This is a genomic window from Nocardioides sp. JQ2195 (assembly GCF_012272695.1).
Lineage (GTDB): Bacteria > Actinomycetota > Actinomycetes > Propionibacteriales > Nocardioidaceae > Nocardioides.
Window position 1 is genome coordinate 412453 of record NZ_CP050902.1, and the last position, 14440, is coordinate 426892.

Genomic DNA, 14440 nt, shown 5'->3' on the forward strand with positions numbered 1-14440 from the left:
GCCGGGACGACAAGGATTGCCCGTTCGCGCAGCAAGGATTGCCCGTTCGCGGCGTCAGGAGTCGGAGTCGACGGTCTCCGGAGCCGGCTGCTTGGACTTCGCCGGAGCGACGAAGCGGTAGCCGACGTTGCGCACGGTGCCGATCAGCGTCTCGTGCTCGGGGCCGAGCTTGGCGCGCAGGCGGCGGACGTGCACGTCGACGGTGCGGGTGCCACCGAAGTAGTCATAGCCCCAGACCTCCTGGAGCAGCTGGTCGCGGCTGAACACGCGCCCGGGGTGCTGGGCGAGGTACTTCAGCAGCTCGAACTCCTTGAAGGTGAGGTCGAGCGTGCGCTTGCCGAGCCTGGCGGTGTAGGTCACGTCGTCGACGACCACGTCACCGCTGCGGATCAGGTGGGACTCGGGGTCGTCGGAGTCACGCTGGGCGAGGCGTCCGACGGCCAGCCGGATGCGGGCCTCGAGCTCGGCCGGGCCGCAGGTGTCCAGGACGACGTCGTCCATGCCCCAGTCGGTCGCGACCACGCCGAGCCCACCCTCGGTGAGGATCAGCAGGACAGGGATGTCGGACCCGGTCGTGCGGATCAGGCGGCACAGGTCGCGCGCGTGGGCGAGGTCGCGGCGGCCGTCGACCAGCAACAGGTCGGACTCCGGCGCGTCGATGAGGGCACTGCCCTCCGCGGGCAGGATCTTGACCTGGTGGCTGAGCAGGGCCAGGCCGGGAAGAACCTCGGCCGATGGCTGGAGCGCGCTGGTGAGGAGAAGCAGTGTGCTCACCGGGACTCCTTCCCGCGGGTGCTCGAACCCGCATGATGGGACAGAATATCCGTCATGAGCCCGGAATCGTCGCCGTCCTCGCAGAACGAGACACAGATCATCGTCCGCTACTGGGCGTCCGCGCGCGCCGCGACGGGGGTGAACGAGGACCGTCTCTCGACGGACGGGACTCTCTCGATCAGCGACGTCCGCGATCGGGTCCTGGCCCTGCACCCCGACTCGGACAACCTCGAGCGGGTGGTCGCCTCGTGCTCCGTGCTGGTCGACGACGAGCCCCTCGGACGCCGTGATCCGAGCACGGTCCTGGTCTCGCCGGGTCAGTCGGTGGAGTTCCTGCCGCCGTTCGCGGGTGGCTGAGCCGGGAGGACCCGGCCGCGTGAGCCGGGAACATCTGCGGTGCCCGGTCGGTTGAGGTTGTCGTGAGCTCTGGTCAGGTCGTCCTGCTGGTCGTGGTGCCGCTCGCCCTGGCATTCGGGCTGTGGCGGATGCTCGGCGACGGCAGGTTCCGCGGCACGCACCAGGTCCAGGGGAGTCCGTCGCGCGAACCGGTGGAGGTCGAGGAACAGGTGTCCAGCATCCTGTCCGGCACCGAGATCGACCACACGCTGGGCGAGAAGGCCACGCTGCTGCAGTTCTCCAGCGCATTCTGTGCCCCGTGCCGGGCCACCCGCCGCGTGCTCGCCGACATCGCCGAGGTGGTGCCGGGCGTGACGCACGTCGAGGTGGACGCGGAGAAGCACCTCGACCTGGTCCGCCGGGTGGGCATCCTGCGTACGCCGACCACGCTGGTGCTGGATCCGCAGGGACGTGAGGTCACCCGGGCCAGTGGTGCGCCACGCAAGGAGCAGGTGCTCTCCGCGCTCGCCTCGATCTGACGCCGCCGGCTCCGGCCCCTCCGGAGATGGACGTGGATCGCAGTCACCTGGTGACAGTGAATCGCGCGCATCTGCGGGCAACGGCTGCTCGAGCGTCGAGCTGGCGAGGGGTCAGCGTTTCCGGACGAAGACCATCAGGGTGGAGGCCAGCCGCGGCGGCGTGACCCGGTCGAGCAGCTGGGCAGCCCGCCAGGCCGGCACCGAGCTGCCCATGTAGGTCGGCTCGGAGCTGTGGCCGTAGACCACCAGCTCGTGCGGCGAGGGGAACAGTCGCCTCAGGTCACGACGCGTGTTCATGTGGTACTCGACCGGGAACACGTCCTCGGCCTTGCGACCCGGCTGCAGCCGCGCGAGCACCCGCGTGTGCAGGTCGTTCGGCACGGTGCGGGCACCGACCCCGATCAACCCCCACTTGTTGGGGGTGCGGGCACAGAACCATCCCCCCGGCTTCAGCACCCGCATCACCTCGCCGGCGACCTGCGGCGCATCGGACTCGGTGACGTGCTCGAGCACGTAGTCGGCGAGCACCAGGTCGAACGTGGAGTCGGCGTAGGGGATCGGTGAGCCGGAGGGCACCACCTGGGCGTCCTCGAGGGTCGGGTTGGAGATCACCGCGTCGTCGACGTCGACGCCGACCACCCGGCGTACGCGCTCGTGGAAGGAGCGCAGGAACGTGTGCGTCGCGGGCATCGGGTCATGTGCCCACTGGCCGCGACCGGCTCCGAAGTCGAGCACCTCGGAGGACGGGTCGAGCAGCGCGTTGACCCGCGTGTAGAAGTCGACGAACCCGTCGCGGCGGGTGTAGCCACCGACGGACGCCTCCGGATAGAGACGGGCCAGGGTGGGGCTGGGGGAGAAGCCGGTCTCGGTCGTCTCGACGTCGGGGGAATCCATCTCGACCCTTCGCGTGGCAGTCATCAGTCGTCGTACCCCAGCCTGGCGGCCAGGCCCGGTGCCAGGGCATCGACGGCCGCATGGTGCTCGTCGGTGAAGAGGTCGCGGAACGTCGTGCGGTCGACCCGGTAGTGCGACTCCGACCCCTCCGCACGCTGGGCCAGGTCCTTGACCTGCAGCGCCTCCCGGGACACGTCGGTGAGCACCGTCTCGAGCTCGTCGGGAGCCAGGTCGATCTCGCAGTGCTTGAAGATCGCGGCCACGGTGGCGCGCGGATCACGCTGGACCTCCTCGAGCCTGAAGGTGGCCACGTCCGGGTCCGAGACGCCCTCCCACGTGGCCATCTCCTGCAGCCGGGAGCCACCGAGCCGGATGATCTCGAGCAGGCCCTCCTCCACCGGCATCGCGCGCAGCTCCTCGCGCCAGCTCTCGTAGCCGGCCACCGGACGGTGGGTCCCGATCGCGGAGAAGTAGCCCGAGACGAACAGGTCGCGCGGGTCGCGGAACATGTAGACCAACCGGTGGGGGTGCCGGTGCGTCATCGTCAGGTACTCGTCGTGGCTGAAGTAGAGCCCCGGCACGAACGTCGCGGCGGGGAACGGCTTCGACGGCTTGAGCTGGTAGTCGAGCTGGGGCAGCGTGAACAGCCCGGTGTGACGGCGTACGACGGGGTGGTCGAAGAGGGCCTTCATCCACTGCGACCCGGCCTTCGGCGACCCGGCCGCATAGATGTTCGCGATCGCCGGCACCCGCCCCGACCGCTCCAGGCGTACGCCGCGGGCGCGTGCACCGACGTGGACGGCGCGCTTGATGGTGTTGCGGGCGGGGTCCCACTGCACGGCGCGGGTGGCCCACTCGCGAGCGGACTGGCCGCGCGCGGGCGCCTCGGGCGTGGACGGCGACAAGCGAAACCTCCGGGTCAACATGCGTAGCCGCGCCGGTTCGGGCGCGTTGTAGGAGAAACGCCGCAGGGTTGCGTTCGGTTACGCTACCCGCGCCGCGTGACCCCGACAGCGGCCACCCGACAGCGGCCGGACAGACCAGCCAAGAGGACGACCTTGAGCCAGAGCGAGGAACCGAGCACCGGCTCGGCCGGTCGTCGCCTGAGCGTGATCACCGTCGACCAGGTCATCTCCGGTGCGTCCAACCTGCTGATCGCGGTGCTCGCGGCCCGGTTCCTGGGGGTCGAGTCCTTCGGTCTCTTCGGCATCATCTTCATGGTCTACGTGACCGCCCAAGGCCTGGCCCGGGCGATGGTCTGCGAGCCGGTGCTGGTGCACCCCGAGGAGGCCGAGCACCGTCCGGGGCAGGTGATCGGATCGGCCGTCGTGGTCGGGTCGCTGATCGCCCTCGTGGTGCTGGCCAGTGCGCTCGTCGCCCACCCCTTCTCCACGGACCTGCGCAACGGTTTGCTGGTGCTCGCGGTGAGCCTGCCGTTGCTGGTCCTGCACGACCTGGGCCGGTACCTCGGCTTCGCCACCCACGTGCCGAGCCGCTCGCTCGTCCTCGACGTGGTGTGGCTGGTGCTGCTGGTCGCCGCCATCGCCGCGCTCTTCGTGCTCGACCTGCAGACCCTCACCTGGTTCATGGTGGCGTGGGCCGGCACCGGTGCGGTCGCCGCACTGCTGGTGCTCTGGCAGCACCGCACCCACCGGATCACGCCCGACCTCAGCTGGTTGCGCGCGAGGTGGAGCTTCTCGTGGCGCTACCTGCTCTCCTTCGTCGCGACGTACGGCGCGTCCTTGGCCACCACGGTCGCGATCGCCGGGGTGGCCGGCGCCCGGGCCCTCGGTGGCGTGCGCGGTGCGTTGCTGCTGGTGCGCCCGTTCATGACCTTCCAGACCGCCTCGGTCGCCGCCGGGATCGCGGAGATCGCCCACCTCGACGCCGGGCGGGACGTGCTTCGCCGCCATGCTCGTCGTACGACGGTGCTCACGACGCTGGTCGCCGGGCTGAACCTGCTGGTGCTGCTCCTCCTCCCCGGCTGGCTGGGTCGCGCGGTCCTCGGCGAGACGTGGGAGGTGACCGAGCCGCTGATGCTCCCGGCCGGACTGCAGATCGTGTTCCTCGCCCTCGTCACCGGACCACGGTCGGGGCTGCTCGGCGTACGCGCGATCCAGAAGACCGTCGTCATCGACGTGGTGAGCACGGTGATCCTGCTGGTGCTCACGGTGGCGGGCGCCGCCCTCGACGGCGCGGTCGGGGCGTTCTGGGGCGTGGCGATCGGGCAGGGCGTGATCGCGGCGATCTGGTGGAGCGTCTTCTGGCGGCACACCGGGCGCTCGTCGCGGGGGTGGCGTGCCCGACGCGACCGTGACCTTGCCCCCGCTGCGACCGTTGGTGTTGACGACAGCGACCTCTGACTGCTGTCCTGCGACAGCGTCCCTGACGGCGTCCCCGAAAGGCAAAGAACCCACCGTGCTGAAGAACCCCACGCTGATGAATGCCCTGCGCTTCGTGAAGTACGCGCCCGGACGGGCCAGGGACGCCGCGATCGGCAAGAACATCGCCAACCTGAACCGGCTGGTGAAGGCCGGCCGGGTGACGGTGGGCGACCACACCTACGGCGGACCGCCGATGATCAAGACGTTCACCCACGACAACACCAGGCTGGAGATCGGGAGGTACTCCTCCATCTCCGGTGACGCGCTGGTCCTGCTCGGCGGCAGGCACGCGACCGACGCGCTGACCACCTACCCGCACCGGATCCTGTGGCGGATGGAGGGTGCGGGTGAGGACGGCTTCCCGATGCACTCCGCAGACTCGTTCATCGGCTCGGACGTGTGGCTGTGTGACGGCGCGATCGTGCTGACCGGCATCCGGATCGGTCACGGCGCGATCGTCGGTGCCGGTGCCGTGGTGACCAAGGACGTGCCCGACTACGCGATCGTGGGGGGCAACCCGGCGAAGGTCATCTCCTACCGGTTCCCCGAGGAGCAGCGCAAGGCACTGCTCGAGATCGCCTGGTGGGACTGGCCCGACGAGGACGTCCGCGACGCCGTCCCGCTGATCGCCGGCAAGGACGTGGAGGCGTTCATCGCGTACGCGAAGGAACGCGAAGCACGACTGCGCTGACTCCGCATCCCCAAAATCTGGGAAATGCCTGCGGGCTGACCTGCCGTCCCGCCATGCTGTGCGAATGGTCAATCACGCACGCCTCCGCACTGCCCTGATCGCTCCCGTCGCAGCCTTCGCTGCGATGGGCGCCATGACTCTCGTGTCGCCGGTCCACGCGACGACCGCTGAGTCCTCCGTTGCCTCCGCCACCACGCGCATCAACCACAAGGACAGCCTGCGTGACGTGCGCGGTGCCAGTGTCGAGAGCTCGGACAGCCTCAAGCGGGTCCGGACGAACAAGACCGCTGACATCACCAAGCTCACGGCGACCTACGGGCGCAAGCTGGTGATCACCTCGACGACCCGCAGGACGATGCCGAAGGACCAGATGGGTGTGGTGGCACGCCTGGCCACCAGCGGCAGCGACTACGACTACCAGGTCGACTACGTGCGCGGGTTCATCGGCCAGGGGAACGTGCTGCAGCTCTCGACCAACGAGTACGAGCCGGTGACCTGCGCGGGACTCAAGGTGAAGCGCGCCAACGCCAAGCACCGTGTCAAGATCATCGTCCCGGCCCGCTGCATCGGCGAGCCGACGCGGGTCCGGGTCGGTGCGGTCACCCTCGTGCAGAAGGGCGACAGACTGTTCATCGACGACGCCTTCGACAACACGAGCGACGGTTACACCATCGCGTTGAGCCGCTGGCTCAAGCGCCGCTGATCGGTCGGTCCGCAACAGTGGAGGATCCCCTGCACAGGGTGCGGGGGGATCCTCCACTGTCGTGTGGCCCGTGACGCTCAGCTCTTGCGCCAGTAGGCGCCGAACTCGTCGATCTGGATGATCTCGTCGGTGATGCCGTGCTGGGCGCGGTAGTCGTGCACCGCCTGGCCGGCCTGCGAGGCGTGGCTGCCGAAGTCGTCGATGATGCAGAAGCCGCCCGGTGCCAGCTTGGGGTAGAGCGGCTCGAGGGCCTGGATGGTCGACTCGTACATGTCGCCGTCGAGGCGCATCAGGGACAGCTGCTCGATCGGAGCGGTCGGCAGGGTGTCCTTGAACCAGCCGACCAGGAACTCGACCTGGTCGTCGAGCAGCCCGTAGCGGCGGAAGTTGTGCTCCACGATCTGGGCGCCGACCGCGAGCCCGCTCCACTTGTGGTGGGTGTCGCCGGCGTCGGCGGCGTACCGCTCGGCATCCGGCTCGGGCAGGCCCTGGAAGGAGTCGGCCACCCAGACCCTCCGCTCGGTGTCCTCCCACGCCTTGAGGTTGGCGCGCATGAAGATCGTCGCGCCACCGCGCCAGACCCCGGTCTCGATCAGGTCGCCGGGGATGCCCTCGGCCTCGATCGTCGCGATCGCCTCCTGGATGTTGTCCATCCGCTTCAGGCCGATCATCGACTCCGAGCGCGAGGGCCAGTCCTGACCGGCCTCACGCAGCTCGGAGGAGTAGGGACGCTTGTAGGCGACCTCAAGGTTGAACCGGTTCGCCAACCGCCCGGCGGCGTGGGCCCCCCGCTTGAGCACCTGCGTCGCGGTCGCGCGGTTGAGGCCCGGCTGGCCGAGGGTGCCGGTGCCGATGCTGCGGGCACCACCGAGGATGGTGTCGTTGTCCTCGGCAAGGGCCCCGGTCAGGCTGCGCTTGACGATGTCGAGGTAGAGGTCGCGGAGTGCCGCTTCAGAGGTGGTCACGCGCTGGAATGTAGCACCGGAACGTGGCCCGGATCACCGTGTTGAACACCGCACCGATTGCCCGTATCCCGGCCCGTTCTCGGTCGTTGAACCTGCCGACCGTCCTCTTCTGCGAAGGCCACGATGTCGGACCTGACCTATTGCACGATCCTCGCCACCAACTACCTCCCGAAGGCGTTGTCGCTGGCCGAGAGCCTCCAGGTGCACCACCCGGACGCCGAGCTCGTCGTGCTGCTCATCGACGCCCGGGGTGAGGCTGACCTGCCCTCCATCGGGCACGCCCACCTGCCCAACGTGCGGCTCGTCGGCACCGACTTCCTCGGGCTGGCGCCGTCCGAGATCGACCACCTGGCGATGACCTACGACCTGGTCGAGTTCGCCACCGCGATCAAGCCGTTGGCGTTCAAGCGGATCCTCGAGACCGCCGAGCAGATGGCCTATCTCGACCCGGACACCTACGTGACCGCGCCGATGGAGGAGCTCTCCAAGGAGCTCGACGCGAGCGACGGCGGCATCCTGCTCACCCCGCACTTCCTCGAGCCGCTGCCCGAGGGTGCACCGGTCGCCCAGGGACACCTGCTGACGGTCGGCGTCTACAACCTGGGCTTCGGGGCCTGGGACCGTCGCGCGCTCCCGTTCCTCGACTGGTGGTGGGCCCGGCTCAAGGAGGAGTGCCTCTTCGACTACCTCTCCGGCCTGTTCGTCGACCAGAAGTGGATGGACATCGGCAGCGTGCTCTTCCAGGCCCGCAGCCTGCGCCACTACGGCTACAACGTGTCGGTGGTGAACCTGCACGAGCGTCCGATCGGTGCCGGCCTGGTCATGCTGACCACCGGGGAACCGCTGCGGCTCTTCCACTTCCACGCCTTCGACCCCGATGCGCCCGGCGAGCTGTCGACCCGCCAGACCGGCTCGACCTCGGAGCTGCGCAGCTCCAGCGCCGTGCTGGACGCCCTGTGCCGGGAGTACGCCGACCGCGTGCTGCGGCACCGCGCCGCACTCGGCGAAGCGCCGGCCTATCCCTATCTCTCCGACTCCTCCGGCAAGCGCATCTCGCGCCAGCTGCGCCGGGCCTACCGGCTCTCCGGGCCCGGCCTGCCGTCCGCGTTCGACCCGGCCTGCGCCGAGGAGTTCGCGGCCTGGCGCCGGCGTGCCTGGCGTCGCGAGGGACGCGAGCTCCTCGGCGATGCGGCCAAGAGCATCCGCCTCGCGCTGCCCGAGGAGTACGGCCGTCTGCGCAACCGGTTCCCGAGGCTGGCCAGCTCGATGAAGGGCAAGCTGGTCGGCAGGAACGGCATCTGGGGCTAGCTAGCCTGCGAGGGCGGCCCGGGTCTGCGCGACGCTGCGCCGCCAGGTGAACCGAGCGGCGTGCTCGCGGGCCTGCGTCAGCCGTTCCTCGTCGAAGCGCGACGCCCGGGCCACGGCCTCGGCCAGTCCCGGGGCGGAGAACGACGACATCACCGCGGCGTGGCCGCCGGCGACCTCGAGGCTGGCCGGCTCGGGGCCGATCACCACCGGGATCCCGAGGAGCATGCCCTCGACGATCGGCAGCCCGAACCCCTCGAAGTCCGACGGGAAGACGATCATCGACGCACGTGCCATCGCCTGGCGGAACTCGGCCTCCGGAAGGTACGGCGCGAGCGTGACCAGGCCGGTCAGCCCGAGCTCGGAGACGCGTGAGTTCAGGGCGTTGCGCTGGTCACCGGTGCCGAGGACCTGCAGGCTGGGCAGGTCGAGCCCTTGGCTGACTCCGTGGGCCCACGCGTCGAGGACGAGGTGGGGGTTCTTGTTGGTGTGGTGCGCGAACGTGATCGCCGGGCCGCTGCGCGGAGCCGGGCTCGGCACCGCCTCCGGCCACGACAACACGTGGTCGGCACCGTGGTGGACGACCGTCGAGGGCGTCGTACGCAGGTGGGGGTGCAGTCGTTGCAGGTCGTCGAGGCTGCGCTGGGAGACAGCGATGATCACGTCGGCCAGGTCGTAGGCGCGGCCGTAGGCGACCTTGCGCAGCAGACGGCGCGATCGCGAGAACTGCTCGGGGCGCAGCTCGTGGCGCAGGTCGTGGACCACCACCGCCAGGGGTACGCCGACGCGCACCAGGCTGGTCGAGGGCATCGTGGCGAGCACCGCATCGGCCCCGAAATCGGCGACGAGCCGCTTCGTGACCACCGACTGCCGCAACGGGCGGCCGACTGGACCGGGTCGGGGGATCCGCACCTCACAGCGGGCGTGGTGGCCGGTGGCGAGGTCGGATCCCTCGTGGACCATCACCAGCAGCTCGTCACCCGGTTCGTCCCACGCGGCCAGCAGGTTCTCGACGTAGGTCCGGATACCGCCGAAGTCGGCTGCGAGTGCGTCGACGACGAGTCTCATGCCCCAAGCCTGTCCATGGGCCACACAGTACTCATTGGTAACAATCCTTGGGTCTCGGCCGCACCGTTGTTTGAACCATGAAAGGATCTGCGGCCATGGACAGAGGGATGTTGGAGGGTGAGGTCGTGCGCGCCCAGGATGCGGCACATGCCGAGGGGCACGACTACGTCAAGGGGTCACCGCACCTGCGGCACCGCCAGCTCCGCGGTGACATCGAGCGACGGCTGACGACGATGGTCCGGGACCGGATCGCGCGCACCGGTGCCTGCAGGGTGCTGGAGATCGGCGCCGGGCACGGCACCTTCACCGACGTGCTCGTCGCGGCCGGCGCCACCGTCACGGTCACCGAGGCCAGCGAGGCCAGCGCCGCGCACCTGCGCAGGCAGTACGCCGGAGACGCGCGGGTGAACGTCTTCCACGACGAGACCGGCGAGTTCGTGCTCGACCAGGACGAGACCTGGGACCTCGCGGTGATGATCAGCGTGATCCACCACATCCCTGACTACGTGGCGTTCCTCGATCGGCTCCAGGGCCTGATCGCGCCCGGTGGCGGGGTCTTCTCGGTGCAGGACCCGCTGTTCTACCCGCGCCGTTCGAAGCTCTCCCACGTCGCCTCGCGAGGCACCTACTTCGCCTGGCGATTGGGCCAGGGCAACTATGCGCGTGGACTGGCCACCCGGATCCGACGCCTGCGCGGGGTCTACGACGAGACCGCCGAGTCGGACCTCGTCGAGTACCACGTGGTTCGCCAGGGCGTGGACGAGGAAGCGATCCGCACCCTGCTCGCCCCGCACTTCGACGTCGAGGTGTTCGCCTACTGGTCCACCCAGGGGCCGGTGTGGCAGCGGCTGTTCGAGAAGACCTCCCTGCGCTCCGACTTCGGGATCCAGGCCACCAACCACCGACCCTGATCTCCACCTCGGCTGCGGCGACTGCTCCACCTCGGCCACCGACGGCGACCGCTCGATCTCGACCAGTCGACGCCGACGACCCCGACCGCTCCGTGGCCAGACTCGGGCAGAGTCGGCCGGAGGCGGGTGATGCGCGTTGAACAAACGTTCATTCAAAACCGGTTTTGAATATACGTTTGTTCAACCGGCTCGGGGTTCTTGCGGCAGGGTCGGCTCGCGCCCGGGTGGCTGGGCTCGATGTCGCTGCCCGGCCTCGGTGGTCGGCTTGACTCGGTGGTCGGCTGGCCCTCAGCTCCCTCGCGGCTCGCCACGCCGGTTCGCGTGGGGGTCGAGGTTCGTCCGGCGCGTGATCGAGGTTCACGCGCGATTCACTGTCACCAGGTGACAGCAGATCGCGCGCAAAGCATGATCACCTTCAGGCGAGGTGGTCGGGGGAGTGCTCGACCCCGGTCCGCAGTCGAGTCAAGTCAGCGCGGACCATCTGCTCGACGGTCTCCTTCAGCGTGACCTCGGGACGCCAGCCGAGCTCGGTTGCGGCGTGGGTGATGTCTCCACGAACACCACCGAAGTCGTTGCGCCGCGCGGCCTCTCCACTCGACCGTACCGTCGCCACAGGCTGACGATCCGGCCCTCCCTGGCTTTCCGACGGTCCACGACTTTCCGGCAGTCCGGGACTTTCCGACAGCCCCGGACGACTGGGACCTCCGGGCGGGGTGCTCCCCGACGACTCGGTCGCGGCAACGGCCAGTTCGGCCGCCTCGATCGCCCAGTGGCCGACGTCAGCAAGGCGGTGCACCTGCCCAGTGGCGATCACGTAGTCGTCGGGCCTCGCCGAGCCGCTGGGCCGGGCCGAGCCGCTGGGAGGCCTTGAGTCGGTGGGCCGGGCTGACTCATTGGTCCGGGCTGAGCCGGTGGGCCGGGCTGAGCCGGTGGGCCGCGCTGCGGGGGAGTGGAGGGCGCTCTCCTGGTCAGGGTTGTCCTGGTCAGCGCTGTCCCGGTCAGGATTGTCCCGCGCGTTGCCCGGCCCTGCCCGCGCAGCGAGGGCGAACGCGCGGACGAAGTCGGCGGCCGAGCCCCAGTCACGCGCGACCGACGGGTCGCGCAGCGTGACACCCTCGGCCCGGCCGAGCACGGTTGCGGCAGCCTGGCGGGTGATCGTGGGGAGCACGAACCTCGGATCGTGCAACGGACCGGTGTGGCCGAAGAGCACGAGGTTGGTGGCGCGGGCTCCGGCGGCGCGGGCCTCGACGACAGCGACGTGGGCGCGGGCCTTCGCCTCGGCGTACGGGCTGACGGGGTTGAGCGGGGTGGTCTCGTCGACGAGGCCCGACTCGACCGGGCCGAAGATCTCCGACGAGGACGCCTGGACGAAGGCTGCGCCGCTCTCGCCGGTCACCGACAGCATCCCGAGCACCGCCTGGTGGTTCACCTCGTCGGTCAACGTGGGTGAGTCCCACGAGGCGCCGACCGAGGAGAGTGCGGCCAGGTTGTGGACGACGTCCGGACGGTGCTCGCGCACCAGCGTGGCGAACGCAGCCGTCGAGCGCACGTCGAGCTGGAGAACCGGGACGTCCGGGAGGTGGGCGGCGATGCGGGGGTCGTCGAGCGACGTCGTGGTGCCGACCACGCGCTCACCGAGGGACAACAGGTGCCGGGCGAGCAGGATCCCGTCTTGGCCGCCGACGCCGGTGATCAGGTGCAGGCGGCTCATCTGTTGATCAGCCGAGCCATCTTCTCGAGGTCGGCATCCACCATCAGCCCGGCGAGCTCAGTGGGCAGGGTCTGCGCCTTCCAACCGAGAACCGACTGTGCCTTCGAGGCGTCACCGATCAACGCATCGACCTCGGTCGGGCGCTCGTAGCGGGAGTCGTGGGTGACGTGCTCCTCCCAGTCCAGGCCTGCATGGGAGAAGGCCGCCGCGCAGAACTCCCGCACCGACGTGCCGACCCCGGTGGCCAGCACGTAGTCGTCGGGCTCGTCGTGCTGCAGCATCCGCCACATGCCCTCGACGTACTCCGGGGCGTAGCCCCAGTCGCGGATCGCGTCGAGGTTGCCGAGGTCGAGGTGGTCCTGCACGCCGAGCTTGATCGCCGCCACGCCGAGGGTGATCTTGCGGGTCACGAACGACTCGCCGCGCCGCGGCGACTCGTGGTTGAACAGGATCCCGGAGACCGCGAAAAGGTCGTAGGCCTCGCGGTAGTTCACCGTCACCCAGTGCGAGTAGAGCTTCGCGGCGCCGTACGGGGAGCGGGGGTAGAACGCCGACGCCTCGCTCTGCGGGGGCGGGGTCGCACCGAACATCTCCGACGTCGACGCCTGGTAGAAGCGGCAGTCGATGCCCGCGGCACGGATCGCCTCGAGCAGTCGCAGCGTGCCCACCGCATCGGTCGACGCGGTGTACTCGGGCATCTCGAAGGACACCTTCACGTGGCTCTGCGCGCCGAGGTTGTAGACCTCGTGCGGCTCGATCTCGTGGATCAGGTTGACCAGGCTGACGCCGTCGGTCAGGTCGCCGTAGTGCAGCGTCAGGCGGGGATGCTCGTGCAGGTGGTCGATGCGACTGCGGTTCAGGGTGGAGGCGCGGCGGACCAGGCCGTGGACGTCGTACCCCTTCTCGATGAGCAGCTCGGCCAGGTAGGAGCCGTCCTGGCCGGTGATCCCGGTGATGAATGCGCGCTTCATGACGAGGTCTCCATGGGGCGGCGAGCGTAGGCGTCGAGCACGATCCGCGGCGCCAATCCCTTGTCCAGCAAGCGATCCACGCCTCGGGAGACGACCTCACCCTTGCGGCCGCCGAGACCGAGGGAGGCCAGGTAGGGCGCGGCCTGCAGCGAGTAGCGCGCCTTCGGCGTGATGCGTACGTCGACGAAGCCGGCCCGCTCGAGCGCCTCGGTCATGCTGCGCCTGGTGTGCAGGATCCAGTGGTGGGCGGCGACCCGCCGGTCGACCCAACGGCTGGTGCGCCCGCGCGAGGCGGACAGAGCCCCGAGGGCAGCGGAGTCGACGGCGCAGCGGAAGGGAGTCTGCAGGAACAGCACCCCGCCGGGCTTGAGCAGGTCGCGGCACTCGGCGAGCAGCTCGGCCGGCTCCGGCACGTGCGCGATCACGCACCACAGCGTGACCGCGTCGTTCTCGGCGGGGAGGCCGAGGGCGGAGAGGTCGCCGAGGTCGAGCTCGATGTCGAACTTCGAGCGAGCGATCTCGATGGCCGCCTCGAGCAGCTCGTTGCCGCCCACCTCGAACCCGCGCTCCCGGGCGTGGGCCAGGAACCCGCCGTCGCCGGCACCGATGTCATAGATACGGGGTTTCGAGACGGTCGCTGGCGCTCCCTCCTCAACCCCCGTGAGTGGTGCGGAGGTGGCTGGTTTCGAGACGGTCGCTGGCGCTCCCTCCTCAACCCCCGTGAGTGGTGCGGAGGTGGCCGGTTGCGAGACGGTCGCTGGCGCTCCCTCCTCAACCCCCGTGAGTGGTGCTGAGGTGGCCGGTTGCGAGACGGTCCGCGACGCTGATGACGGTGGTTGAGGAGGCGAGGAACGAGCCGTCTCGAAACCACCCAGTCGCGAGCCGAGCTCGTCGAGAACCTCGTCCCACGCGGCGGTGGTGACCCCGTCGCGCTTGAGCTGGAACCACGCCTCGCGCTGCTCCACGGAGATCGTGTCGAGCCCGACGGTCTCGACCGGTGCCACCTCGTCACGGTCGCTCCACCCGACGAGCCCGCACGAGGTGCAGCGGAAGTTGCGTCGACCCGATCGCCGCGAGCGCGGGTAGTGGCGCAGGTTGCCCCTCGAGCAGGCGGGGCAGGTCTGGACTGTCATCGGCTTACGGGGCCTTCCGGGTCGTGAACCCGTGAAGCATAACCATCCAGTAACC

15 protein-coding genes are annotated in these 14440 nt (G+C 69.6%); 7 read left to right on the forward strand and 8 right to left on the reverse strand.

What is annotated here, in order from left to right; translation table 11 throughout:
- Window positions 1-54: 54 nt before the first annotated feature.
- Window positions 55-774 (reverse strand): response regulator transcription factor, encoded by a 720-nt coding sequence (locus tag ncot_RS01890; protein ID WP_168616078.1) that lies wholly within the window; start codon window positions 772-774, stop codon window positions 55-57.
- 54 nt (window positions 775-828) lie between these two features.
- On the opposite strand from ncot_RS01890, the gene ncot_RS01895 reads away from it, so the two are divergent.
- Together ncot_RS01895 and ncot_RS01900 are read left to right on the forward strand one after the other, a co-directional pair.
- A complete protein-coding gene (locus ncot_RS01895) occupies window positions 829-1131 on the forward strand; it encodes a MoaD/ThiS family protein (RefSeq protein WP_168616079.1) in 303 nt (100 codons plus the stop codon).
- A gap of 62 nt (window positions 1132-1193) precedes the next feature.
- Window positions 1194-1649: a thioredoxin family protein gene (locus ncot_RS01900; protein WP_240938024.1), complete on the forward strand. Its 456-nt coding sequence runs from the start codon at window positions 1194-1196 to the stop codon at window positions 1647-1649.
- A 111-nt stretch (window positions 1650-1760) separates the two neighbouring features.
- Here ncot_RS01900 and ncot_RS01905 read toward each other — a convergent pair whose 3' ends face one another.
- Both ncot_RS01905 and ncot_RS01910 read right to left on the reverse strand, forming a co-directional pair.
- Window positions 1761-2567 carry a class I SAM-dependent methyltransferase gene (locus tag ncot_RS01905; RefSeq protein WP_168616080.1) on the reverse strand — a complete coding sequence of 269 codons (807 nt, stop codon included), beginning with the start codon at window positions 2565-2567 and terminating at the stop codon, window positions 1761-1763.
- Window positions 2567-3448: a sulfotransferase domain-containing protein gene (locus tag ncot_RS01910; protein WP_168616081.1), complete on the reverse strand. Its 882-nt coding sequence runs from the start codon at window positions 3446-3448 to the stop codon at window positions 2567-2569. The genes ncot_RS01905 and ncot_RS01910 overlap by 1 nt, the downstream gene beginning before the upstream one ends.
- Before the next feature lie 153 nt (window positions 3449-3601).
- On the opposite strand from ncot_RS01910, the gene ncot_RS01915 reads away from it, so the two are divergent.
- From ncot_RS01915 to ncot_RS01925, 3 genes are all read left to right on the forward strand, one after another.
- The gene (locus ncot_RS01915; RefSeq protein ID WP_168616082.1) at window positions 3602-4906 is read left to right on the forward strand and encodes an oligosaccharide flippase family protein; all 1305 of its coding nucleotides are present in this window, start codon (window positions 3602-3604) and stop codon (window positions 4904-4906) included.
- 55 nt (window positions 4907-4961) lie between these two features.
- Window positions 4962-5618 carry a CatB-related O-acetyltransferase gene (locus ncot_RS01920; protein ID WP_168616083.1) on the forward strand — a complete coding sequence of 219 codons (657 nt, stop codon included), beginning with the start codon at window positions 4962-4964 and terminating at the stop codon, window positions 5616-5618.
- A 64-nt stretch (window positions 5619-5682) separates the two neighbouring features.
- A complete protein-coding gene (locus tag ncot_RS01925; RefSeq protein ID WP_168616084.1) occupies window positions 5683-6321 on the forward strand; it encodes a hypothetical protein in 639 nt (212 codons plus the stop codon).
- 77 nt (window positions 6322-6398) lie between these two features.
- Here the strand turns inward: ncot_RS01925 and ncot_RS01930 are convergent, their stop codons facing one another.
- Window positions 6399-7286: a TylF/MycF/NovP-related O-methyltransferase gene (locus tag ncot_RS01930; RefSeq protein ID WP_168616085.1), complete on the reverse strand. Its 888-nt coding sequence runs from the start codon at window positions 7284-7286 to the stop codon at window positions 6399-6401.
- A gap of 123 nt (window positions 7287-7409) precedes the next feature.
- Here ncot_RS01930 and ncot_RS01935 point away from each other — a divergent pair, with 123 nt between their 5' ends.
- The gene (locus ncot_RS01935) at window positions 7410-8594 is read left to right on the forward strand and encodes a hypothetical protein (protein ID WP_168616086.1); all 1185 of its coding nucleotides are present in this window, start codon (window positions 7410-7412) and stop codon (window positions 8592-8594) included.
- Here ncot_RS01935 and ncot_RS01940 read toward each other — a convergent pair whose 3' ends face one another.
- On the reverse strand, window positions 8595-9659 hold the full coding sequence (locus ncot_RS01940; RefSeq protein WP_168616087.1) for a glycosyltransferase family 1 protein: 1065 nt from the start codon (window positions 9657-9659) through the stop codon (window positions 8595-8597).
- Window positions 9660-9754: 95 nt separating this feature from the next.
- Here ncot_RS01940 and ncot_RS01945 point away from each other — a divergent pair, with 95 nt between their 5' ends.
- Entirely contained in the window at window positions 9755-10570 is an 816-nt protein-coding gene (locus ncot_RS01945) for a class I SAM-dependent methyltransferase (protein ID WP_206065084.1), read from the forward strand.
- A gap of 415 nt (window positions 10571-10985) precedes the next feature.
- Here the strand turns inward: ncot_RS01945 and ncot_RS01950 are convergent, their stop codons facing one another.
- Genes ncot_RS01950 through ncot_RS01960 form a run of 3 tightly spaced genes read right to left on the reverse strand, consistent with a single transcriptional unit; the run spans window position 10986 to window position 14385 of the window.
- Window positions 10986-12281: a GDP-mannose 4,6-dehydratase gene (locus tag ncot_RS01950; protein ID WP_168616088.1), complete on the reverse strand. Its 1296-nt coding sequence runs from the start codon at window positions 12279-12281 to the stop codon at window positions 10986-10988.
- On the reverse strand, window positions 12278-13252 hold the full coding sequence (gene gmd, locus ncot_RS01955; RefSeq protein ID WP_168616089.1) for a GDP-mannose 4,6-dehydratase: 975 nt from the start codon (window positions 13250-13252) through the stop codon (window positions 12278-12280). Before gmd ends, ncot_RS01950 begins: the two co-directional genes overlap by 4 nt.
- Window positions 13249-14385, reverse strand: a complete 1137-nt coding sequence (locus ncot_RS01960; RefSeq protein ID WP_168616090.1) for a methyltransferase domain-containing protein — start codon at window positions 14383-14385, stop codon at window positions 13249-13251. Before ncot_RS01960 ends, gmd begins: the two co-directional genes overlap by 4 nt.
- Window positions 14386-14440: the final 55 nt, after the last annotated feature.